20 protein-coding genes and 2 pseudogenes are annotated in these 20265 nt (G+C 73.4%); 10 read left to right on the top strand and 12 right to left on the bottom strand.

Features of this window, described 5'->3' with window-relative positions; all coding sequences use genetic code 11:
• Positions 1 to 28 precede the first annotated feature (28 nt).
• The 3 genes from ACQ95T_RS04970 to ACQ95T_RS04960 all read left to right on the top strand — a co-directional run bounded on the left by ACQ95T_RS04970 (position 29) and on the right by ACQ95T_RS04960 (position 3881).
• Entirely contained in the window at positions 29 to 1720 is a 1692-nt protein-coding gene (locus ACQ95T_RS04970; protein WP_431473591.1) for a DUF885 domain-containing protein, read from the top strand.
• Entirely contained in the window at positions 1717 to 2349 is a 633-nt protein-coding gene (locus tag ACQ95T_RS04965; protein WP_425939854.1) for a Maf family protein, read from the top strand. Before ACQ95T_RS04970 ends, ACQ95T_RS04965 begins: the two co-directional genes overlap by 4 nt.
• A 113-nt stretch (positions 2350 to 2462) precedes the next feature.
• Positions 2463 to 3881 carry an NAD(P)/FAD-dependent oxidoreductase gene (locus ACQ95T_RS04960; RefSeq protein WP_425939852.1) on the top strand — a complete coding sequence of 473 codons (1419 nt, stop codon included), beginning with the start codon at positions 2463 to 2465 and terminating at the stop codon, positions 3879 to 3881.
• Positions 3882 to 3917: 36 nt separating this feature from the next.
• Here the strand turns inward: ACQ95T_RS04960 and paaE are convergent, their stop codons facing one another.
• The 5 genes and pseudogenes from paaE to paaA all read right to left on the bottom strand — a co-directional run bounded on the left by paaE (position 3918) and on the right by paaA (position 7745).
• The gene (gene paaE, locus ACQ95T_RS04955) at positions 3918 to 5039 is read right to left on the bottom strand and encodes a 1,2-phenylacetyl-CoA epoxidase subunit PaaE (RefSeq protein WP_425939851.1); all 1122 of its coding nucleotides are present in this window, start codon (positions 5037 to 5039) and stop codon (positions 3918 to 3920) included.
• A gap of 82 nt (positions 5040 to 5121) precedes the next feature.
• Positions 5122 to 5650 (bottom strand): annotated as a pseudogene (gene paaD / locus ACQ95T_RS04950) (1,2-phenylacetyl-CoA epoxidase subunit PaaD).
• Between the two features lie 17 nt (positions 5651 to 5667).
• On the bottom strand, positions 5668 to 6378 hold the full coding sequence (paaC, locus tag ACQ95T_RS04945; protein WP_431473907.1) for a 1,2-phenylacetyl-CoA epoxidase subunit PaaC: 711 nt from the start codon (positions 6376 to 6378) through the stop codon (positions 5668 to 5670).
• A gap of 48 nt (positions 6379 to 6426) precedes the next feature.
• Positions 6427 to 6711 carry a 1,2-phenylacetyl-CoA epoxidase subunit PaaB gene (paaB, locus tag ACQ95T_RS04940; RefSeq protein WP_425939845.1) on the bottom strand — a complete coding sequence of 95 codons (285 nt, stop codon included), beginning with the start codon at positions 6709 to 6711 and terminating at the stop codon, positions 6427 to 6429.
• A complete protein-coding gene (gene paaA / locus ACQ95T_RS04935; protein WP_425939843.1) occupies positions 6708 to 7745 on the bottom strand; it encodes a 1,2-phenylacetyl-CoA epoxidase subunit PaaA in 1038 nt (345 codons plus the stop codon). The genes paaB and paaA overlap by 4 nt, the downstream gene beginning before the upstream one ends.
• 119 nt (positions 7746 to 7864) lie before the next feature.
• Between paaA and ACQ95T_RS04930 the strand changes: the two genes are divergently transcribed.
• From ACQ95T_RS04930 to ACQ95T_RS04905, 6 genes are all read left to right on the top strand, one after another.
• On the top strand, positions 7865 to 8539 hold the full coding sequence (locus tag ACQ95T_RS04930; protein ID WP_425939841.1) for a GNAT family N-acetyltransferase: 675 nt from the start codon (positions 7865 to 7867) through the stop codon (positions 8537 to 8539).
• Positions 8536 to 9342, top strand: a complete 807-nt coding sequence (locus tag ACQ95T_RS04925) for an AzlC family ABC transporter permease (protein WP_425939839.1) — start codon at positions 8536 to 8538, stop codon at positions 9340 to 9342. Before ACQ95T_RS04930 ends, ACQ95T_RS04925 begins: the two co-directional genes overlap by 4 nt.
• On the top strand, positions 9339 to 9644 hold the full coding sequence (locus ACQ95T_RS04920; protein WP_425939837.1) for an AzlD domain-containing protein: 306 nt from the start codon (positions 9339 to 9341) through the stop codon (positions 9642 to 9644). The genes ACQ95T_RS04925 and ACQ95T_RS04920 overlap by 4 nt, the downstream gene beginning before the upstream one ends.
• Positions 9635 to 10801, top strand: coding sequence for a heparan-alpha-glucosaminide N-acetyltransferase domain-containing protein (locus tag ACQ95T_RS04915; protein WP_425939835.1), 1167 nt, complete (start codon positions 9635 to 9637; stop codon positions 10799 to 10801). The genes ACQ95T_RS04920 and ACQ95T_RS04915 overlap by 10 nt, the downstream gene beginning before the upstream one ends.
• A 25-nt stretch (positions 10802 to 10826) precedes the next feature.
• Positions 10827 to 11180: a GntR family transcriptional regulator gene (locus ACQ95T_RS04910; protein ID WP_425939833.1), complete on the top strand. Its 354-nt coding sequence runs from the start codon at positions 10827 to 10829 to the stop codon at positions 11178 to 11180.
• A 165-nt stretch (positions 11181 to 11345) separates the two neighbouring features.
• On the top strand, positions 11346 to 11507 hold the full coding sequence (locus ACQ95T_RS04905) for a hypothetical protein (protein ID WP_431473590.1): 162 nt from the start codon (positions 11346 to 11348) through the stop codon (positions 11505 to 11507).
• A gap of 93 nt (positions 11508 to 11600) precedes the next feature.
• On the opposite strand, the gene ACQ95T_RS04900 is transcribed toward ACQ95T_RS04905, so the two are convergent.
• Positions 11601 to 14177 carry a polyribonucleotide nucleotidyltransferase gene (locus ACQ95T_RS04900; RefSeq protein WP_425939829.1) on the bottom strand — a complete coding sequence of 859 codons (2577 nt, stop codon included), beginning with the start codon at positions 14175 to 14177 and terminating at the stop codon, positions 11601 to 11603.
• A 167-nt stretch (positions 14178 to 14344) separates the two neighbouring features.
• Positions 14345 to 14614: a 30S ribosomal protein S15 gene (gene rpsO / locus ACQ95T_RS04895; RefSeq protein WP_425939827.1), complete on the bottom strand. Its 270-nt coding sequence runs from the start codon at positions 14612 to 14614 to the stop codon at positions 14345 to 14347.
• Positions 14615 to 14751: 137 nt separating this feature from the next.
• Between rpsO and ACQ95T_RS04890 the strand changes: the two genes are divergently transcribed.
• Complete coding sequence (locus ACQ95T_RS04890) at positions 14752 to 15543, top strand: PIG-L deacetylase family protein (RefSeq protein ID WP_425939826.1); 792 nt, start codon at positions 14752 to 14754, stop codon at positions 15541 to 15543.
• Between the two features lie 230 nt (positions 15544 to 15773).
• Here the strand turns inward: ACQ95T_RS04890 and ACQ95T_RS04885 are convergent, their stop codons facing one another.
• From ACQ95T_RS04885 to ppc, 5 genes and pseudogenes are all read right to left on the bottom strand, one after another.
• Positions 15774 to 15866 carry a zinc finger domain-containing protein gene (locus tag ACQ95T_RS04885; RefSeq protein ID WP_431473906.1) on the bottom strand — a complete coding sequence of 31 codons (93 nt, stop codon included), beginning with the start codon at positions 15864 to 15866 and terminating at the stop codon, positions 15774 to 15776.
• A gap of 155 nt (positions 15867 to 16021) precedes the next feature.
• A pseudogene (locus tag ACQ95T_RS04880) lies at positions 16022 to 16612 on the bottom strand (Fpg/Nei family DNA glycosylase); the annotation flags it as partial.
• A 36-nt stretch (positions 16613 to 16648) separates the two neighbouring features.
• Complete coding sequence (locus ACQ95T_RS04875; protein WP_431473589.1) at positions 16649 to 16894, bottom strand: PepSY domain-containing protein; 246 nt, start codon at positions 16892 to 16894, stop codon at positions 16649 to 16651.
• Positions 16831 to 17310, bottom strand: coding sequence for a hypothetical protein (locus tag ACQ95T_RS04870; RefSeq protein ID WP_431473588.1), 480 nt, complete (start codon positions 17308 to 17310; stop codon positions 16831 to 16833). The genes ACQ95T_RS04875 and ACQ95T_RS04870 overlap by 64 nt, the downstream gene beginning before the upstream one ends.
• A 162-nt stretch (positions 17311 to 17472) precedes the next feature.
• Entirely contained in the window at positions 17473 to 20256 is a 2784-nt protein-coding gene (gene ppc, locus ACQ95T_RS04865; RefSeq protein ID WP_425939820.1) for a phosphoenolpyruvate carboxylase, read from the bottom strand.
• Positions 20257 to 20265: the final 9 nt, after the last annotated feature.

Here is a 20265-nt window from a genome sequence, read left to right as displayed (position 1 = left end):
CACGACCCCTGGGGGTAGCGTCGGCCCCGTGAACGAGACCTCGCAGAATCGCCCACAGACCGACATCGACCGCCTGGCCGAGGCCCACCTCGACGCGGCGGTGGCCCTCAGCCCGATGGAGGCGACCTACCTGGGGGTGCCCGGCGCCGACGACCGGATCGACGACCTCTCGATCGAGGGGCTGCGCGCCCGGCGGGACCTGTGCACCACCACCCTGGAGCAGCTCGACCGGCTCGAGCCCCAGGACGACACCGACAGGGTGACGGTCTCCGCGCTCCGCGAGCGGCTCGGCCTGGAGGTCGAGGAGCTCGACCTCGTCCTGGGTGGTCGCGCTCCGGTGGACCTCAACGTCATCGCGTCCGCGCCCCAGGACGTCCGCGACATCTTCGACCTCATGGGCAAGGAGACCGAGGAGCACTGGCGCACCGTCGCCGCGCGGCTCGACAACGTCCCCCGGGCCCTGGAGCAGTTCGCCTCCGCCCTGACCTGGTCGGCCGAGCAGGGCCAGGTCGCGCCACGTCGCCAGGTGGTCAGGGTCGCGGAGCAGTGCCGGGACCAGGCCGAGGAGGGCACTAGCACCTACGACGCCCTCCTGGAGGAGGCGGCCGAGCAGCCGGAGGAGGTGCGTGGCCTCCTGGCGGCGGCGGCCGGCTCGGCCAAGGCCGCCTTCGGCGCCCTGGCCACGTTCCTGGACGAGCTGGCTCCCCAGGCTCCCGAGTCCGACGCCTGCGGAAGGGAGCTGTACTCCCTGCGCTCCCGCAGCTTCCTCGGGGCGGTCATCGACCTGGAGGAGACCTACGTCTGGGGCCAGGAGGAGCTGGCCCGCATCACCCGGATGATGGAGGAGACGGCCGAGCAGATCCGCCCCGGCGCCACCGTCAAGGAGGCGGTGCAGATCCTCGACGACGACGACCCGGCATACCAGCTCGAGGGCACCGAGGCGCTGCGCGGGTGGATGCAGGTCAAGGCCGACGAGGCGGTTGCCAACCTGGCCGGCAGCCACTTCGACGTCCCCGGGCCCGTGCGCCGGATCGAGTGCATGATCGCCCCCAGCCAGACGGGCGGGATCTACTACACCGGCCCCTCGGAGGACTTCTCCCGGCCCGGGCGGATGTGGTGGTCGGTGCCCCAGGGGGTCACCCGGTTCTCCACCTGGCGCGAGCTGACGACCGTCTACCACGAGGGCGTCCCGGGCCACCACCTGCAGATCGGGCAGACCGTCTACCGCTCCGAGCTGCTCAACCGCTGGCGCCGGCTCGCCTCCGGGACGTCCGGGCACGCCGAGGGCTGGGCGCTCTACAGCGAGTGGCTGATGGCCGACCTGGGCTACATGGACGACCCGGGCGACCGGCTGGGGCTGCTGGACGGCCAGTCCCTGCGGGCCGCCCGCGTCGTGCTCGACATCGGCGTGCACTGCGGCTTCGAGGCGCCGAAGGAGGTCGGCGGCGGTGCGTGGACCTACGACAAGGCCTGGGAGTTCCTCAACAACCACGTCAACATGGACGAGGGGTTCGTCCGCTTCGAGCTCGACCGGTACCTGGGCTGGCCCGGGCAGGCCCCGTCCTACAAGGTGGGCGAACGGCTGTGGCTGGAGCTGCGCGACGGGGCCAGGCGCCGCGAGGGGGCGGACTTCGACCTCAAGGCCTTCCACCGGCGGGCCCTCGACATCGGCGGCGTCGGGCTGGACACCCTGCGGGCGGCCGTCCTGGGCGAGCTGTGAGCCTCTCCGTCCCGCTCGTGCTGGCCTCCGCCTCCCCCGCGCGCCGGGCCAGCCTGGCGAGCGCGGGCGTGGAACCGGAGGTGGTGGTCTCGGGGGTGGACGAGGACGCCGCCCTCGCCCGGGCGCAGGAGAGGTATGGCGTGCTCCCGCCCGCCGACGTGGCGCTCACCCTCGCGCGGGCCAAGTGCGAGGCGGTCGTGGGACAGCAGGACCCCGACGCCCTCGTCCTGGGTTGCGACTCCGTGCTCGAGCTGGACGGGGAGACCTACGGCAAGCCCGCCGACGCTCCCACGGCCACCGAGCGGTGGCGCCGCATGCGGGGCCGGTCCGGCACGCTGCACACCGGCCACTGGGTCGTCGACAACCGCGAGGGCGGGACAGGGGCCACCCTGGGTGCGACCGCGTCCACCGTCGTCCACTTCGCCGACCTCGACGACGAGGAGGTCGACGCCTACGTCGCCACGGGCGAGCCCCTGCACGTGGCCGGGGCGTTCACCGTCGACGGGCTGGGCGGGCCCTACGTGCGCGGCATCGAGGGCGACTACCACGCCGTCGTCGGGGTGAGCCTGCCGCTGCTGCGCGAGCTGCTCGGCGAGATCGGGGTGGCCTGGCACGCGCTGCGCGGCTGAGCGCCGGTTCCCCGACCGACCGGCCGGGTCCCCGCACCGGCTCCGGACCCGGCTCGGGGTCCGTCACGGCCGGGTGCCACGATGGGGCGACGAAGGGTCGACGAGGAGGTCGGATGTCGGGCACGCGAAGGGTCGCCGTCGTCGGCGCCGGGATGGTCGGGCTGGCGACGGCCTGGCACCTGCAGGCGCACGGGGTCGAGGTCACCGTCCTGGACCGCGAGGGGGTCGCCGCCGGTGCCTCCTGGGGCAACGCGGGCTGGCTCACCCCGGCGATGGCCACCCCCCTGCCCGAGCCGGCCGTGCTGCGCTACGGCGTCCGGGCCCTGGTGAACCCGGGGTCACCGGTCTACCTCCCGCCCCGGGCCGATCCGCAGCTGCTCCGGTTCGTCGGCGGGTTCGTGCGGCACAGCACCATGGGCCGCTGGGAGAGGGCCATGCGGTCCCTGCTCCCCCTCAACGACCGCGCGCTGGACGCGTTCGACCACCTCGTCGAGCACGGCGTCGACGGCACGGTGCGGGACGCCGACCCGCTGATGGCCTGCTACACCGACGTGCGGCACGTCAAGGTGCTGCTGGACGAGTTCCGGCACATCGCCCGTGCCGGCGGGCACGTCGACCATGAGCTGATCTCCGGCCAGGAGGCCCGCCGGCGCGAGCCGGCCGTGTCCGAGGCGGTCGAGGCCGCCGTGCTCATCCGGGGTCAGCGCTTCCTCGACCCGGTCCGGTTCGTGGCGGCCCTCGCGGACTCCGTGCGGCACCGGGGCGGCTCCCTGCTGACGCGGGCCGAGGTGACCGGGCTGGTGGACCGGGGCGACCACGTCGAGCTGCGGACCCGGAGGGGTGAGCAGGCAGGTGGCGGGCACGACGGTGACAGCCGGGGCACGGGAGACGGTGGCAGCCGGGGCACGGACGACCGTGGCAGCCGGGGCACGGACGACGGGGGCGCCGGCCGCTACGACGCCGTCGTCGTCGCCACGGGCGCCTGGTTGGGCGACCTCGTCGCACCGTTCGGGGTCCGGCACGTCGTGCAGGCCGGCCGGGGCTACTCCTTCAGCGTCGAACCCGAGCGGGTGCCCGCGGGTCCGCTCTACCTGCCCGAGGCCCGGGTCGCGGTGACGCCGCTGGGCGACCGGGTCCGGGTGGCCGGGATGATGGAGTTCCGCCGGCCCGACGAGCCGCTGGACCCCCGGCGGATCCGGGCCATCGTCGACTCCGTCCGGCCGATGCTGGCGGGGATCCCCCTGGACGACCGTCAGGACGAGTGGGTCGGGTCGCGGCCCGTCACCGCCGACGGGCTGCCGCTCGTCGGACGGACCACCTCCGAGCGCGTCTTCGTCGCGGGCGGGCACGGCATGTGGGGCATCACCCTGGGGCCGGTCACCGGACACCTGCTCGCGGAGCAGATCGTCACCGGCCGGGTGCCGCCCGAGCTGCGTCCGCTGGACCCGCTCCGCCGGATCGCGTGGGCACCGTCCCGGGCGGGACGGCGGCCCGTCCCGGGGGCGGGCAGCGCCTCCCTCCCGGGTGCCTGAGACGGGTCCGTCCCCGCCCGGACGTCGGGACCGTTCTCAGGCGTCGTAGTCGATCGTCACGGTGTCCGAGACCGGGTGCGACTGGCACATGAGGCGGTAGCCCCGCTCGACCTCGTCGGGCTCGAGGGCGTAGTTGCGGTCCATCCGGACCTCCCCGTCGAGCACCTTGGCGCGGCAGGTGCCGCAGACGCCGCCGGTGCAGGAGAAGGGCGCGTCCGGGCGCTCGCGCAGGGTGGCGTCGAGGATCGACTCGGCCCGCGTGGACATGGGCACCGTGGTCGTGCGCCCGTCCAGCGTCACGCTGACGACGGCCTCCGGCGGCGCACCGGGGTCGACCGGCTCGACGACGGGTGGCGGCGCGATGCCGCCGCTGTCGTCGACGTGGAAGATCTCGTGGTGCACGTGCTCGGGGTCCACCCCCCGCTCGGCCAGGACGGCCCGGGTGCTCTCGACCATGCCGAACGGACCGCACAGGTACCACTCGTCGACCTCGTCCTCGGGCACGAACGTGGCCAGCAGCTCCTCGAACTTCTCGCGGTCGATCCGCCCGGTGAACAGCTCCAGGTCCTGCCGCTCCCGGGAGAGCACGGTGAAGAGGGTGAACCGCCCCGGGAAGCGGTTCTTCAGGTCCATCAGCTCCTCGAGGAACATGATCGAGTCCGTGCGCCGGTTGCCGAAGACCAGCGTGGCCCGCGAGTCCGGCTCCTCCTCCAGCGCCGTGGTCAGCAGCGACAGCACCGGGGTGATGCCCGAGCCGGCGGCGACGGCGACGTGGTGCCGGGCGGTCGCGGGGTCGGTGGGGCACACGAACGAGCCGAGGGGGCTCATCACCTGCAGGGTGTCCCCGGGCCGGACGTGCTCGTTGAGCCAGGTGGACATCACCCCGCCGGGCACGCGGGCCGAGGCGACCCGGACCTCGCCCCGACGACGGGACTCGGCCCGGGAGATGCAGCAGGAGTAGGACCGGCGCACGTCCTGACCGTCGACGGTGGCCCGCACGGTCAGGTGCTGCCCGGGCCGGAAGTCGAACTCCTCGCGCAGCTCCTCCGGCACGGCGAAGCTGATGGCCACCGCGTCGTCGGTGAGCCGGTCGACGCGGGTGACGGTCAGGTCGTGGAAGGCGGCACGCCGACGGGTCGGCTGCTGGATCAGGGCCAACGGGCTCTCCTTGTGGGGGCTGGACCGGGGTATGGCGTGTCGGTCGGTGCGGGGGCACGGGGGGGACCCTCCGTGCGTGCGTCTAGATCGTCTTGAACTCGTCGAACGGCTCGCGGCAGGACAGGCACCGCCGCAGCGCCTTGCAGGCGGTGGAGCCGAACCGGGCCAGCTCCTCGGTCTCGGTCGACCCGCACCGGGGGCAGGCCACCTGTCGCACGGACAGCCCCACCGGGACCGGCCCGTGGGCCCGCTGACCGGTGGGCGGGGCGATGCCGAAGCGCAGCAGCTGCTCACGCCCCTGCTCGCTCATCCAGTCGGTGGTCCAGGCCGGCGCGAGCCGGGTGACCACCTCGACCGGCACGCCGGGCGCGGGCGCCCGCGGCGACCACGTCCTCCTCCATGACCCGCATCGCGGGGCACCCGGAGTAGGTCGGGGTGATCGTCACCCGCAGCCCCGGACCCTGCGGGGTGTCGACCCGCTCGACCTCCCGGACGACGCCCAGGTCGTCGATGCTGATGACCGGGATCTCGGGGTCGGGCACGGCACGGACGGCCCGTTCGACCTCGTCGAGGTCCGGGCGGGCGGTGCCGGTGCCGGTGCGTGACGTCATACCCGCGGCACCTCCCCTCACCAGGTGGCGCCGGGGTGGCTGCGCGCGATGTGCTGCATCTCGGCCAGCAGGAAACCCATGGCCTCGGAGTGCAGGCCCTCCCGTCCGCCGCGGGCGTGCCAGCGGGGGGCGTCGGGCACGGTGAGCGTGGCCCGCCCGAGGACCTCGTGCACCGCCGTGGTCACCGGCTCCGCGAGGCTGGACGGCAGGACGCCGATCCCCTGGTCCGCGGCCCAGCGGGCGGCGTCGTGGTCCTCGCCCAGCTCGGCGACGTAGGGCTGGACCGCCTCGAGGGCGGCCTGCATGCGGGCGTGGCTCTCGTCGGTGCCGTCGCCCAGCCGCAGCACCCACTGGGTGGCGTGGTCGCGGTGGTAGTCGACCTCCTTGACCGCCTTGCGGGCCACCCCGGCCAGCGTCTCGTCGGCGGAGTCGACCAGCCGCGCGTAGAGCTCGCACTGGTAGCTGGAGAACCACAGCATCCGCGCCATCTCGGAGGCGAAGTCGCCCCGGGGCTGCTCGACGAGCTGGACGTTGCGGAACTCCCGCTCGTCGCGCAGCATCGCCAGGTCGTCCTCGTCGCGGGGCGGGTCCGCGCCCTCGACCTCGCCGGCGCGGGTCAGCAGCGCCCGCGCCTGGCCGAGCAGGTCCAGCCCCACGTTGCCCAGCGCCATGTCCTCCTCGATCTGGGGGGCGTGGGTGAGCCACTCCCCCAGCCGCTGGGCGTAGATCAGCGCGTCGTCGCCCAGGCCGAGGAGGGTAGGCGGTGTGCAGGCCGCTCACAGGTACTCCACGTCCTCGGGGACGTCGTAGAACGTCGGGTGCCGGTAGACCTTGTCCGCGGCCGGGTCGAAGAAGCTGTCCCGCTCGTCGGGGCTGGAGGCGGTGATGTCCTCCGAGGCCACGACCCAGATGGAGACGCCCTCCTGCCGACGGGTGTAGAGGTCCCGGGCGTTGCGCAGGGCCATCTCGGCGTCGGGGGCGTGCAACGAGCCCACGTGCGCGTGCGACAGGCCCCGGCGGGCGCGGACGAAGACCTCCCACAGCGGCCAGGTCGAGCTCATGCCACCGCTCCCTGCTCCGCCCGGGCGGCGACCTTCCCGGCGTGGACGGCGGCCGCCTCGCGGACCCAGGCGCCGTCCTCGTGGGCGGCCACGCGGGTGGCGATGCGCTGTTCGTTGCAGGGACCGTCGCCCTTGAGCACGCGCCAGAACTCGTCCCAGTCGATGTCGCCGAAGTCCCAGTGCCCGCGCTCCTCGTTCCAGCGCAGGTCGGCATCGGGCAGGACGATGCCCAGCTTGTGGGCCTGCGGCACCGTCATGTCGACGAACCGCTGGCGCAGGTCGTCGTTGGTGAACCGCTTGATGCCCCACGCCATCGACTGCGCCGTGTGGCCCTGGGTGGCCTTCTCGCCCGAGTCGGGGGGGCCGAACATCATCAGGGCGGGCCACCACCAGCGGTCGGCCGCGTCCTGCAGCATCGCCCGCTGGGCCTCGGTGCCCTTCGACAGCGTCCAGAGGATCTCGAACCCCTGGCGCTGATGGAAGGACTCCTCCTTGCACACGCGCACCATCGCCCGGGCGTAGGGGCCGTAGGAGCAGCGGCACAGCGGCACCTGGTTCATGATCGCGGCGCCGTCGACCAACCAGCCGATCGCCCCCACGTCGGCCCACGTCAGGGTCGGGTAGTTGAAGATCGAGGAGTACTTCTGCTGCCCCGAGTGCAGCTTGTCGAGCAGCTCCGACCGGTCCACGCCGAGCGTCTCGGCGGCGGAGTAGAGGTAGAGCCCGTGCCCGGCCTCGTCCTGCACCTTGGCCATGAGGATCGCCTTGCGGCGCAGGCTGGGGGCCCGGGAGATCCAGTTGCCCTCCGGCTGCATGCCGATGATCTCCGAGTGCGCGTGCTGGGCGATCTGCCGGATCAGGGTCTTGCGGTAGGCCTCCGGCATCGCGTCGCGCGGCTCGATCCGCTGGTCGTCGGCGACCAGCCGGTCGAAGTAGGCCATGTGCTCGGCCAGCGCCTGCTGGTAGTCCTCGGTCTCGGTGGCGTTGAGCGGCGTCTGCTGGTCGGCGCCCTCGCCGAAGTCGTTGCCGTACATGTCTCCAGTGTGCCAGAGACCACCCGGTGCCCTGTGACAGAAGTTTCGTCGTCCGTCGATCCGATGTCATACCGGGCGGTCCCGCCGGCCGGTGCCGACGGGGTGGGAGACTGGACCCGATGAGCACCGACCACCCCGACCCCGCCCCCGACCACCCGTCCACCGCCGACCACCCGCACGGGCACGACCACGGCCACGGCCACGACCACGGACATGGGCATGACCACGACCACGGCGCCGCTGCCCCCGGTCCGCTCGCGGACGCCGCCGTGCGGACCGCACGCCCCAGCGACGCCCCCGCCGTGGGCCTGGTCCAGGCCTTCGTCTGGCAGCACGAGCTGCGGGACCTGCTCTCCTCCGACCTGCTCGACGCCCTCACCGGGCCGCGCTTCGCGGCCGTGTGGCGCCGGTCCCTGGAGTCTCCGCCGACACCGCGCCACCGCCTGCTCGTCGCCACCGCCGGCCCGCAGGTCGTCGGGTACGTCGCCGTGGGGCCGGCGGAGGAGGAGCCCGGCCTGGTGACCGGGCGCACGGGAGTGCTCCTCGAGGGCGGCGTCCACCCGGAGGCCCGTCGGGCGGGGCACGGCTCCCGCCTGCTCAACGCCGCGGTGGACACGCTGCGCGCCGGCTCGGACGACCTCGACGCCGTGATCACCTGGGTGCTGGCCGACGCGGAGGGCACCCGCGCCTTCCTGCAGAGCGCCGGGTTCGCCCCCGACGGCGCCTGGCGGGACCGGGTGGTCGACGACGACGGACGGACGGCCCGCGAGGTGCGCCTGGTGGCAGGACTGTGAGCACCGGCCCCACGGCATACCCGCTCCCCTGGTGGCGCACGCCCGCCGCCCGGCAGGGGCTGGCCGTGGGGCTGGTCGGTCTCTACGGCGTCAGCGCCGGCGCCCTGGGCGTCGCCGCCGGGCTCAGCGTCTGGCAGACCGTGCTGACCTCGCTGCTCATCTTCAGCGGCGGCTCGCAGTTCGCCCTGTACGGCGTGCTCGGCTCCGGCGGAGGAGCGGCGGCGGCCGTGGCGACCTCCACGCTGCTGGGCCTGCGCAACGGGTTCTACGGGCTCGAGCTGTCCCGGATCCTGCGGCCCGGCCCGCTCCTGCGTCCGCTCACCGCCCACCTGACGATCGACGAGTCGACCGCGGTTGCCCTTGCCCAGGACACGCGCGAGCAGGCCCGGGTCGGCTTCTTCACGACCGGCGTGACCCTGTTCGTCGTCTGGCAGAGCACGACCCTGCTGGGGGCGCTGGCGGGCGAGGCGATGGGCGACCCCCGGGACTACGGCCTGGACGCCGCCGCCGCCGCGGCCTTCGTCGCTCTCGTCTGGCCGCGGCTGGTCGGCCGCGGACCCGGCGGGCGCACCGGGCCGCTGGCCACGGCGGTCCTGGCGATGGTCCTGACCCTGGTCAGCGCCCCGTTCGTGCCGACCGGCGTGGAGGTGCTCGTGGGGGCCACGGCCGCCCTCGTCGTCGGCCTGCCGGCCCGCCGCGGACGCGACGGCGACCCCGGCCCGCCGCTGCCGGTGACCCGGGACGCCACGCCGGGCCGGCACGGTGGACCCCACGGCGGGCACGTGCAGGAGGGGGTCCGGTGACGCTGTGGATCGCCGTGCTCGGTGCCGGCGCGCTGGCCTACGGGCTCAAGCTCGGCGGCTACCTGGTGCCCGAACGGATCCTCGAGGTGCCGTGGATCGACCGGGTCGTGCCCCTGCTGACCGTGGCCCTGCTCAGCGCGCTCATCATCACCCAGGGCTTCCTGGCCGACGGGGTCCCCACGCTCGACGCCCGGGCCGCCGGCGTCGGCGTCGCCGTGGTGCTGCTGGTCCTGCGGGCCCCCTTCCTCGTCGTCGTGGCGCTCGCCGCGCTCACCGCCGCGCTGGTCCGACTGTGGGCCTGACGCCCGAGCACGCGACGGCCACGACCGCCCGGGCGTCGGGGCGGGTGGTCGCCGTCGACGTCGCCCGCGCGCTGGCGCTGCTCGGCATGTTCGCCGCCCACCTGGTCCCGGCCCGCGACGCGGACGCGGCCCGCGGCGTGGACCCGCTCTTCGAGCTGGTCGCCGGCCGCTCCTCGGCCCTGTTCGCCGTGCTCGCCGGCGTGAGCATCGCCCTGCTGACCAGGGACGTCCGATCGGGCGGGACCGGACACCGGCGGCGGCTGCTCGTCCGTGCGCTCCTGGTCGCCGTCCTGGGCCTGTGGCTGGGCCTGCTCGGATCGGGGCTGGCCGTGATCCTCACCTTCTACGGCGTGCTCTTCTGCTGCGCCCTGCCGGTGCTGGGCTGGGGCCCCGGCCGTCTGGCCGCGCTGGCGGTGGGCTGGGGGCTGCTCTCCCCCGTCGTCAGCCTGCTGCTGCGCCGGGAGCTGGGACCGCCCCAGCCCGTCGTCCCCTCGCTGGTCTCGCTGGCCGAGCCGCTCGAGCTGGCCCGGGAGCTGCTGCTCACCGGGTACTACCCGGTGCTCACCTGGGCCACCTACCTCTTCGTCGGCATGGCGGTGGGCCGGCTCGACCTGCGCCGCGCCGTCTGGGGGCCGCGGCTGGCGCTCGTGGGTGCCTGGACGGCCGCGCTCGCCCTGGCCGTCTCGGCCGGCGTCACGCGCTCGGCCGGTCCCCGGGCCGAGCTGCAGGAGACGTGGTGGCGCCCCGGGACCCCCTGGGCCGAGCTCGTCGTCGAGCTGCGCCGCGGCCTGTACGGCGTGCACCCGGCCGGGTCGCCCTGGTGGCTGGGCGTGTGGTCCCCGCACAGCGGCAGCATCGCCGACCTGGCGCACACGAGCGGGTGCGCGCTGCTGGTCCTGGGGCTGCTCCTGCTGGCCGTCCGGGTGCTGCCGGGGGTGCCGTGGTGGCTGCTCGCCGGGGCCGGGTCGATGACGCTGACGCTCTACACCACCCACGTCGTCGTCATGGCCAGCGCCCTGGGGGTCGGGGGGCATGCCGCGCTCCTCGCCCACGCGGGCGCGGCCGTGCTGGTGGGGTCCTTGTTCGTCCGGTCCGGGGTCAAGGGACCGCTGGAGGCTGGGGTGGCGGCGGTCACCCGCCAGGTGGGGCCGCCCTGAGCAGGCAGGATGACATGCTGGGCCGATGAGCCTGACCGTCGACCCGGGCGCGACGACCCCCGTCTTCCAGCAGATCTGCGACCAGGTGGTCGCCTCCGTGAGGGAGGGGCGGCTGGCCGCGGGTGCCCGGCTCCCGACCGTGCGGCAGCTCGCGTCCGACCTGGGTGTGGCGACGAACACGGTGGCCAAGGCCTACCGCCAGCTCGAGTCGGAGGGGCACGTCCAGACCCGCGGCCGGCACGGCACCGTCGTGCTGCCCCCTCCCGGCAGCGGCGCCGGGGGCCGCGCGCTCGGCACCGCCGACGCCTTCGTCGCCGAGGCCCGGCGCAGCGGGCTGAGCCTCGAGGAGGCCGTCGGCCTGCTGCGCTCGCGGTGGTGACCGGCCCGTTCATCTGACGTTCATCTTCTGCAGGTGCGGTGCACGACGCTCACCTGCGAAAACACGCCGGTCGACATCCGTTGTCTATCTTTCGTTCACGCTTTCATGTACGGTAGGTGAACAGAAGATGAACGAGGCCAGGTCGGAACGACGACCGGCAAGGAGGTGGACACCATGACCCAGGTCCGAGAACTGCGCAGGACGCCGCGCCCCAGCGTGATGTCGTGGGTCCCCGTGACCGACGCCCACGGGCGCACGCGGATGGAGATGCGCTGGAACGTCGCCGAGGACGTCCGGCCGGCGCGCGCCGCCCGGACGGCCGCCTGAAGGCACCGACCACGCACGACGACCCACGCACGACGAAAGGGCGGGCCCGGACGCGAAGTCCGGGCCCGCCCTTGGTCGTGCGGGCGGGGAGGATCAGCCCTCGGAGGAGCCGCCCTCGGCGTCGCCGCCACCCTCACCGGTGCCGCTGCCGCCGCGTCCGCGGCCGCCCCGACGCCGACGCTGACGACGGGGGCGGTCGCCACCCTCGGGATCGGCGTCGGACCCGTCGTTCGCGTCGCTCGCGCCGGACCCGTCGTTCGCGTCGTCCGACCCGGCGGCGTCATCGGCCTGCTCGGCCGGGGCGTCCGCCACGGGGACCTGGGTCTCGGCACCCGGCAGCTGCGGGGCCTCGGCCGCGGCGGCCGCCGTCTGCACCTCGGACTGCTCGGCACCCTGGCCTGCGTCGTCCGACGACGACCCGTCCGAGCTCCCGTCCTCGGAGCCCTCGGCCACGACGGCCGCGAGCGACAGCTTGCCGCGCGGGTCGATCTCCTTGAGCTCGACCTGGACCTTCTGGCCCACCGAGAGCACGTCCTCGACCGCGTCGATGCGACGGCCGCCGACGAGCTTGCGGATCTCGGAGATGTGCAGCAGACCGTCCTTGCCCGGGAGCAGGGAGATGAACGCCCCGAAGGTCGTGGTCTTGACCACGGTCCCCAGGAAGCGCTCGCCCACCTCGGGCATCTGCGGGTTGGCGATCGCGTTGACGGCCGCGCGGGCGGCCTCGGCCGAGGGGCCGTCGGTCGCGCCGATGTAGACCGTGCCGTCGTCCTCGATCGAGATGTCGGCGCCGGTGTCCTCCTGGATCTGGTTGATCATCTTGCCCTTCGGGCCGATGACCTCGCCGATCTTGTCGACCGGCACCTTCACCGTGATGACGCGCGGGGCGTAGGGGCTCATCTCGTCGGGGACGTCGATGGCCTCGTTCATCACGTCGAGGATGTGCAGCCGGGCCTCGCGGGCCTGGGTCAGCGCGCTCCCGAGGACCTCGGCGGGGATGCCGTCGAGCTTGGTGTCCAGCTGGATCGCGGTGACGAACTCCTTGGTGCCGGCGACCTTGAAGTCCATGTCGCCGAAGGCGTCCTCGGCACCGAGGATGTCGGTGAGGGCGGCGTACTGCGTCTTGCCGTCGACCTCCGCCGAGACCAGGCCCATCGCGATGCCGGCGACCGGGGCACGCAGAGGCACACCGGCGTTGAGCAGCGACATCGTGGACGCGCAGACCGAGCCCATCGAGGTCGAACCGTTGGAGCCAAGCGCCTCGGACACCTGGCGGATGGCGTAGGGGAACTCCTCGCGGGTCGGCAGGACCGGCATGAGGGCACGCTCGGCGAGCGCGCCGTGCCCGATCTCGCGACGCTTGGGCGAGCCCACGCGGCCGGTCTCACCCGTGCTGTAGGGCGGGAAGTTGTAGTTGTGCATGTAGCGCTTGCGGCTCACCGGCGAGAGGGTGTCCAGCTGCTGCTCCATCCGGAGCATGTTGAGCGTGGTGACACCCATGATCTGGGTCTCGCCGCGCTCGAAGATCGCCGAGCCGTGCGCCCGCGGGATGACCTCGACCTCGGCGCTGAGCGCGCGGATGTCGCGCAGTCCACGGCCGTCGATGCGGACCTCGTCGCGCAGGATGCGCTCGCGGATCAGCTTCTTCTGCACGGCGCGGTAGGCGGCGTTCAGTTCCTTGTCCCGGCCGGCGAAGGGCGCGTCCTCGGTGACGTCCGAGTCACCGGCGGCGTCCCAGTGCAGGCCGAGCAGCTTGCCCTTCATCGCGATCTTGATCTCGTCGATCCGGTGCTCGCGCTCCTGCTTGCCGGAGATCTGCAGCGCCTCGGCGAGGTCGGCCGAGGTGGCCTCCTCCACGGCGGCGTAGGCGTCGTCCTCGTAGTCGAGGAAGCGCGGGAACTCCTGGACCTCCTTGGCGGAGCCGGCGGCCAGCTGGGCCTGGGCCTCGCACAGAGCCTTGATGAACGTCTTGGAGGCCTCCAGACCCTCGGCGACGACCTCCTCGGTCGGGGCCTGCTTGCCCTCGTTCTTCACCAGGTCCCAGGTGGCGTCGGTGGACTCGGCCTCGACCATCATGATCGCGACGTCGTCCCCCACGACCCGGCCGGCGACGACCATGTCGAAGGTCGACCGCTCGCTGTCGGAGAAGTTGGGGAAGGCGACCCACTGACCGTCGATCAGGGAGACGCGGGTGGCACCGATGGGGCCGCTGAAGGGCAGCCCCGAGATCTGCGTCGACGCGCTCGCCGCGTTGATCGCCAGCACGTCGTACTGGTGGTCGGGGTTGAGCGAGAGGACGGTGATGACGACCTGGACCTCGTTGCGCAGGCCCTTGGCGAAGGTCGGGCGCAGCGGTCGGTCGATGAGCCGGCAGGTGAGGATGGCGTCGGTCGACGGCCGGCCCTCACGCCGGAAGAAGCTGCCGGGGATCTTGCCCGCGGCATACATGCGCTCCTCGACGTCCACCGTCAGCGGGAAGAAGTCGAAGTGGTCCTTGGGGTGCTTGCCCGCCGTCGTGGTCGACAGCAGCATGGTGTCGTCGTCGAGGTAGGCGGTGACGGAGCCGCCGGCCTGCCTGGCCAGGCGTCCGGTCTCGAACCGGACGGTGCGGGTGCCGAAGCTGCCGTTGTCGATCTGGGCTTCGGCGAACGTGATCTCTGGACCCTCCATGGGCCCTCCTTTGCATCTCTTCCTCAGCTCGGGGCATCGTCGTTGTGCCCGGCTGTGTCCTTCTGGTGGGCACGCGTCTCGCGTCCCCTGGGTCAGGCTAGCGAGAGCCCGGCCCTACGCAGAAGGAGCGGTCCCCGATCCTTCGGGAACCGCTCCCCCTGCGACGTTCAGCGGCGCAGGCCGAGACGCTTGATCAGCGACCGGTAGCGCTCGATGTCGACCTGCTCGAGGTAGCGCAGCAGACGCTTGCGCTTGCCGACGAGCAGCAGCAGACCACGACGGGAGTGGTGGTCGTGCTTGTGCTCGCGCGAGTGCTCGGTGAGCTCCTTGATGCGGTGCGTCAGCAGCGCGACCTGCACCTCGGGCGAGCCGGTGTCGCCCTCGGTCGTGGCGTACTCCTTGATGATCTCCTGCTTGGCGGCAGTCTCGTTCGCCATGGGCGACTCCTTCGTGTCGTTGCGCGGCGCAACCCGGGCCTGTCCACCGGGGCACTCTGGATCCGCGGCCGTCATGACGGCATCGATCAGATTATCAGCGCGCCCCGACGGTGCCCTAATCGTCCTAGGCTGGCTGTATGACGCTCCTCCCCTTCCCGACGGACTGGCGGTCCGCGCTCGTCGTGGTCGCCCACCCCGACGACATCGAGTACGGCACCGCCGCGGCGGTCGCCGCGTGGACGGCTGCGGGCAAGGAGGTCACCTACCTGCTCGTGACCCGCGGCGAGGCCGGCATCGACACCATGCCGCCGGAGGAGGCCGCCGATGTCCGCGAGCAGGAGGAGCGCGACGGGGCGCGGGAGGTGGGCGTGGAGGACGTGCGCTTCCTCGAGGGCTTCCCCGACGGCACGCTCGTGGGCGGGCTGGAGCTGCGGCGGGCGCTGGCGCGCGAGATCCGTCGGGTGCGTCCCGACGTGGTTCTCACGCAGACCTACGCCGAGCGCTTCGCCGGCGGCATGCTCAACCAGGCCGACCACCGGGTGGTGGGCCTGGAGGTCCTCGACGCGGTCGCCGCTGCCGGCAACCGCTGGATCTTCCGCGACCTGCTCCACGAGGGGCTGGACCCGTGGGCGGGGGTGCGCTGGCTCGGCTGGGTCGGCGCGGAGGCCACCCACGAGCTGGACGTCACCGAGCACTTCGAGGCCGCCGTCCGTTCCCTGGAGGCGCACCGGGCCTACAACGAGGCCCTGCCCGACGACTTCCCCTCGCCCCGCCAGCTGCTGACGCAGATCCTCGCGGTCGACCAGGGCGGCGAGGGAGCCCCTGACGGCGCAGGCACCCCGGTCAGCCCAGGCACCCCGGACACCCCAGGCACCCCGACCGACCGGCCCGTCCGTTACCGCTGGACCGTCGACCTCGTCGAGCGCTGAGCTCGCCCGGTTCACCTGCTCCCTTTTCCACACGAGGAATCTCTGTCAGTGCAGGGGAAACATCCCCTGGATCCGCCCCCCGATCCCGACGAGTTTCGTTGCTCGACGCGACCCACCGGGTGGACGACGGGGACATGCAGCCGTTGCGGTGGCCCGAGGACGGCGACGTGGCCGGGACACAGCGAACGAGCGGAGCACTCCCGCAACGGCGTCCGCCGCAGCCCCGGCACTCAGGTGCGTCGCTGGCAGTTGCCGCACCAGAACAGGTTCCGACCGGCCACCACCTTGTGGCGCACGGTGGACCCGCACCGCAGGCACGGCATACCGGTGCGCTGGTAGACGGCGAACTCGCGCGGCACGACCGGGTCTCGCCCCGCTCCAGCGCCGCGACGGTGTCCTCGAGGACGTCGTCGAGGGTGATGATCGTCCCGGTCCGCACGCCCCAGGGCATCAGCCGGACGAGGTCGTCCCAGACGAGCTGCCACGACGCGCGTTTGAGCGAGCGCCCCGGGCGGAGCGGGTGCAGCCGGTGGCGCCAGAGCACCTCGCACCGGTAGATGTTCCCCACCCCCGCCACCACGGTCTGGTCCATGAGGAGCTCGGCGAGGGTCTTGCCCGAGCGGGAGATCCTCCGGTATGCCGTGTCCGCGGCGGTCCCGTCGTCGGGCTGGAGGGGATCCGGGCCCTGGCGGGCCACGAGGCGGTCGACCTCCTGCTCGTCGACGACCTCGCAGGCCATCGGTCCCCGCAGGTCGGCGACGTGGAGGCCGTCCTCGATGCGCAGACGCACCTCGCCGACGACCGGGGGTCCGCTCTCGCGGTGGTCCTCGGCGACGGGCAGGACGAACCACTTGCCGATGAGGCCGAGGTGCACGTAGAGGGTGCGCCCCTCGGCGAAGTCGACGAAGAGCAGCTTGCCGTGCGCCCAGGACCGCTCCAGCACGCTGCCGTCCAGCTGCGCCGCGCCGTCGACGAACCGGCCCTGGGGGCTGCTGACGTGCGGGAGGGTGCCGGCGAAGGCGGTGTCGATCGCACCGGCGAGCCGGTGCAGCGTGTGTCCTTCGGGCATGGGCCCCATCCTCGCAGGACGGGCACCGTCCCGAGGTCAGCCCTCGGAGGAGACGACCTCGCCGGTGGTGGTGCCGACCTTCACGTCGACCTCGTTCCCGTTGTCGGTGTCGTCGAGGGAGACGTCCCAGACCCAGGTGCCGTCCTCGTCGTCCAGCTCGACGTCGTCCAGCCCGCCGCCGACCTCGGCGACGGCCGTCCCCACGGCCTCGGCGAGGGTCACCACGGCCGCCTCGAGCGCGGCCCGGTCCTCCTCGTCGAGGTCGTCGTCCTCGGTCTCCACCACGGTGCCGTCGGACCGACGGTCACCTCCACGGAGCGGCCGTCGACGGCGACGTCCACCTCCCAGCCACCGTCACCGTCCTCGTCGTCCAGCGCGTACGCGGTCCCGCCCGCCTCGGCCTCGGCGGTCTCGACGGCCGCGAGCCCGGATGCGGTGGGGTCGAAGGATCCGGCGTCACCAGAGGCTGAGGCGGTGCCGTCGTCGGTGCCGGTGGCGTCGTCGGTGCCGCTCGCGTCCTCGGAGCCCGTGCTGTCGTCGTCGGTCCCCTCGTCGTCCTCCGGCGCGGGCGCGGGCACGGCGCTGGGGGTGGCGTCGGCGGTGGGCGTGGCTCCCGGGTCCTCGTCGCCGCCGCAGGCGGTGAGGGTCAGCCCGAGGGCGAGGGTCATGGCCAGGGTGGTCGTCCGTGAGGTCCTCATGTCACCAGGATGCCCCTCCGGCATGAGACGTGCTCTCATGAGACGCCTCTCATTGCTCCGGTCCCGTCCGCCGCACCGGCCGGACTCCCGTCGACGACGGCGTGGCTCCCTCAGCCGGTGTCGCGCGCTCCGGCGGCCACCCCGTCGACGGTGGCACGCCCGTCAGCCGGTGTTGCGCAGACCGGCGGCCACCCCGTTGACGGTGGCCAGGAGCACCCGCTGCAGCTGCTGGGTCTCCTCCTCGGCGACCTCGTCCTCGCCGTCCTCCCGCAGCCGTCGCAGCAGCTCGACCTGCAGGTAGGAGATGGGGTCCAGGTAGTTGTCCCGCACGGCCAGCGTGCGCTTGAGGACGGGCTGGTCGTCGAGCAGGTCCTCCTCGCCCGTCAGCGCCTTGAGCTCGGAGACGGTGAGCTCGAACTCGGTCCGGATGTCGTCGAAGACGTGCCGCAGCTCCGCAGGGACGAGCGTCTCGACGTAGTGCGCCGCGATGTCCAGGTCGGTCTTGGCGACCGTCATCTCCACGTTCGACAGCACAGCGGCGAAGAAGTGCCAGCGCTCCAGCATCTCGCTGAGGGTCTCGCCGTGACCCGCCTCCCGCGCCGCCTTGAGCCCCGACCCGACCCCGTACCACCCCGGCACGATCTGCCGCGTCTGCGTCCAGCCGAAGACCCACGGGATGGCCCGCAGCCCCTCCAGCCCGGCCCCGGTGTCGGGCCGCTTGGACGGGCGCGAGCCGATGTTGAGCGCGCCCAGCTGGTCCACGGGCGTGGCGGCGACGAAGTAGGCCGGCAGGTCGGGGTCCTCGATGAGGCGGCGGTAGGCGGTGAACGCGGCGTCGCTGGCCACGTCCATCACCGCTCCGTAGCGCTCCCGCTCCGCGGCCGTCGTCCGGGGGTCGCGGTGCAGGGCGGACGCGCGCAGGACGGCCGCCAGCGACAGCTCGAGGTTCTCCTTGGCCAGCGCGGGCAGGGAGTACTTGTCGGAGATGACCTCCCCCTGCTCGGTGAACTTGATCTCGCCCTCGAGCACCCCGTTGGGCTGGGCCAGGATCGCGTCGTAGGTGGGGCCGCCGCCGCGACCGACCGACCCTCCGCGCCCGTGGAAGAGCCGCAGCCGGACCCCGTGCCGGGCCGCGACGTCGCGCAGCGCGCGCTGGGCCTGGTGGATCGCCCACTGGCTGGTCAGCACACCCGCCTGCTTGTTGGAGTCGGAGTAGCCGAGCATGACCTCCTGCACGTCGCCGCGCAGCCGCACCACCTCGCGGTAGGACGGGGTGGACAGCAGCGTGTCCACCAGCTCGGCCGCGCCACGGAGCTCGTCGATCGTCTCCAGGAGGGGGGCGAAGCCGACCCGGGCGAAGGCCCCCTGACCGGCGGCGTCCCCGCGCAGGTCGACCAGCCCGGCCTCCCGGGCGAGCACCGCGGGCGCCAGCACGTCGTCGGGCCCCTGCGTCATCGAGACGATGTAGGTCTCCACGACCGCCTCGCCGTAGGTCTGCACCGCGTGCCGGATCTCGTCGAAGATCGCCAGCACCGGGCCACGGGCGGCGGCGCGGGTCAGCAGGGGGCGGCGGGAGCCGAGCTCCTCGGCCAGCACACGGGTGCGCCCGGGCCGATCGAGCGCGGCATACCCCTCCGCACCCGCGGCGCCGACGGCGTCGAGCATCGGCCCGAGCTCGGCGTGGTGCTTCTCGGCGTGCTCGCGCACGTCGAGGGTGGCCAGGTGCAGGCCGGTGCCGGCGAGGGTCTGGGCCGCGCGCGCGACCCGGCCGTCGGCGACCAGCCCGCCCCCGTGCTCGCGCAGGGAGTCGGCCACCACCTGCAGGTCGGCCACGATCTCGTGACCGTCGGCGTAGTCGCGGCCCGGTTCGTGCTCGCTCAACCGGTCCAGGCGGGTCGCCGTGTTGAGCAGCTTGGCCCGCACGCAGGTGAGCTTGAGCCGGTAGGGCTCCTGGGCGTTCAGCTCGAGCACCCGCGGGTCAAGGCCGGGCAGGTGGCGCAGGTCCTCCTCGAGCGAGGCGCGCAGCTGCGGGGCCACGTCGACGATCTCGGTGGAGGAGGACAGCTGGGAGATGAGCACGTCCACCAGCGCCAGGGCGACGGTGACGGCGTGTCGGCCCTGCAGCTGCAGGATCTCGCGGGTCACCTCCGGCGTGACGAACGGGTTGCCGTCCCGGTCGCCCCCGATCCAGGAGCCGAACCGCAGCGGCGGGCGGGTGACGTCGACGGCCACGCCGTGCACGGCCAGCAGGTCGCCCAGGTCCCCCAGCAGGTCGGGCATCGTCTCGGTCAGCACCTCGTCGAGGTAGTACATCGCGTTGCGCGCCTCGTCCATGGGGGTCGGACGGGTCTGGCGCAGCTCGTCGGTCTGCCAGACGAGGTCGACCAGCTCGGCCAGGTCCCGGTCCTGCCGGCGGCGGGCGACGGTGTCCGGCTCGGTCGGCACGGCCAGCACGTCCGCCAGGTGGCGGATCTTGGTGAGCACGCTGCGGCGCGACGCCTCGGTCGGGTGGGCGGTGAAGACGGGCCGCACGTCCAGCTCGGCGACGGTGCTGGCCAGCAGCTCCGCACCGCCGGCCTCGACCACGTCGCGCACCGCCGAGGTGAGCCAGCCGTCCGCCTCGGCGCGGGAGGTCAGCGTGCGCACGCGGTGCACCTGCTCGGCGGCGTTGGCGAGGTGGAAGTATGCCGCGAACGCGCGGACGAGGGCGCTCGCGCGCTCCGGCGGCAGGTCGGCCAGGACGGCCCGGACCTCCTCGGCCGCGCCGGCGTCACCCTCCTTGCTGGCCTTGGTGGTCAGCCGGACCTGCTCCACGGCGTCCAGCAGCTCCTGCCCGTGGTGGCGCACCAGAGCCTGGCCCAGCAGGGTGGAGACCCGCCGGACGTCGGCGCGCAGCTCGGGGCTGATCGGGTCGTGCAGGTCGGGCTGGTCTGGCTCGTCGGTCACGCGGCGAGC

Origin of the sequence: Ornithinimicrobium carbonis, assembly GCF_050703245.1 — a bacterium.
In the GTDB taxonomy this organism is placed as follows: Bacteria; Actinomycetota; Actinomycetes; order Actinomycetales; family Dermatophilaceae; genus Ornithinicoccus.
Note: the sequence above shows the minus strand (reverse complement) of the source record. Positions and strands in the feature narration are given on the sequence as shown.

What these genes read in the sequence shown, in the direction of transcription:
- ACQ95T_RS04960 (WP_425939852.1), top strand. Translation starts at nt 2,463, where the DNA reads ATGTCGGGCACGCGAAGGGTCGCCGTCGTCGGCGCCGGGATGGTCGGG.
- paaB (WP_425939845.1), bottom strand. Translation starts at nt 6,711, where the DNA reads ATGAGCTCGACCTGGCCGCTGTGGGAGGTCTTCGTCCGCGCCCGCCGG.
- paaA (WP_425939843.1), bottom strand. Translation starts at nt 7,745, where the DNA reads ATGTACGGCAACGACTTCGGCGAGGGCGCCGACCAGCAGACGCCGCTC.
- ACQ95T_RS04930 (WP_425939841.1), top strand. Translation starts at nt 7,865, where the DNA reads ATGAGCACCGACCACCCCGACCCCGCCCCCGACCACCCGTCCACCGCC.
- ACQ95T_RS04910 (WP_425939833.1), top strand. Translation starts at nt 10,827, where the DNA reads ATGAGCCTGACCGTCGACCCGGGCGCGACGACCCCCGTCTTCCAGCAG.
- ACQ95T_RS04900 (WP_425939829.1), bottom strand. Translation starts at nt 14,177, where the DNA reads ATGGAGGGTCCAGAGATCACGTTCGCCGAAGCCCAGATCGACAACGGC.
- rpsO (WP_425939827.1), bottom strand. Translation starts at nt 14,614, where the DNA reads ATGGCGAACGAGACTGCCGCCAAGCAGGAGATCATCAAGGAGTACGCC.
- ACQ95T_RS04890 (WP_425939826.1), top strand. Translation starts at nt 14,752, where the DNA reads ATGACGCTCCTCCCCTTCCCGACGGACTGGCGGTCCGCGCTCGTCGTG.
- ACQ95T_RS04885 (WP_431473906.1), bottom strand. Translation starts at nt 15,866, where the DNA reads ATGCCGTGCCTGCGGTGCGGGTCCACCGTGCGCCACAAGGTGGTGGCC.
- ACQ95T_RS04870 (WP_431473588.1), bottom strand. Translation starts at nt 17,310, where the DNA reads ATGAGGACCTCACGGACGACCACCCTGGCCATGACCCTCGCCCTCGGG.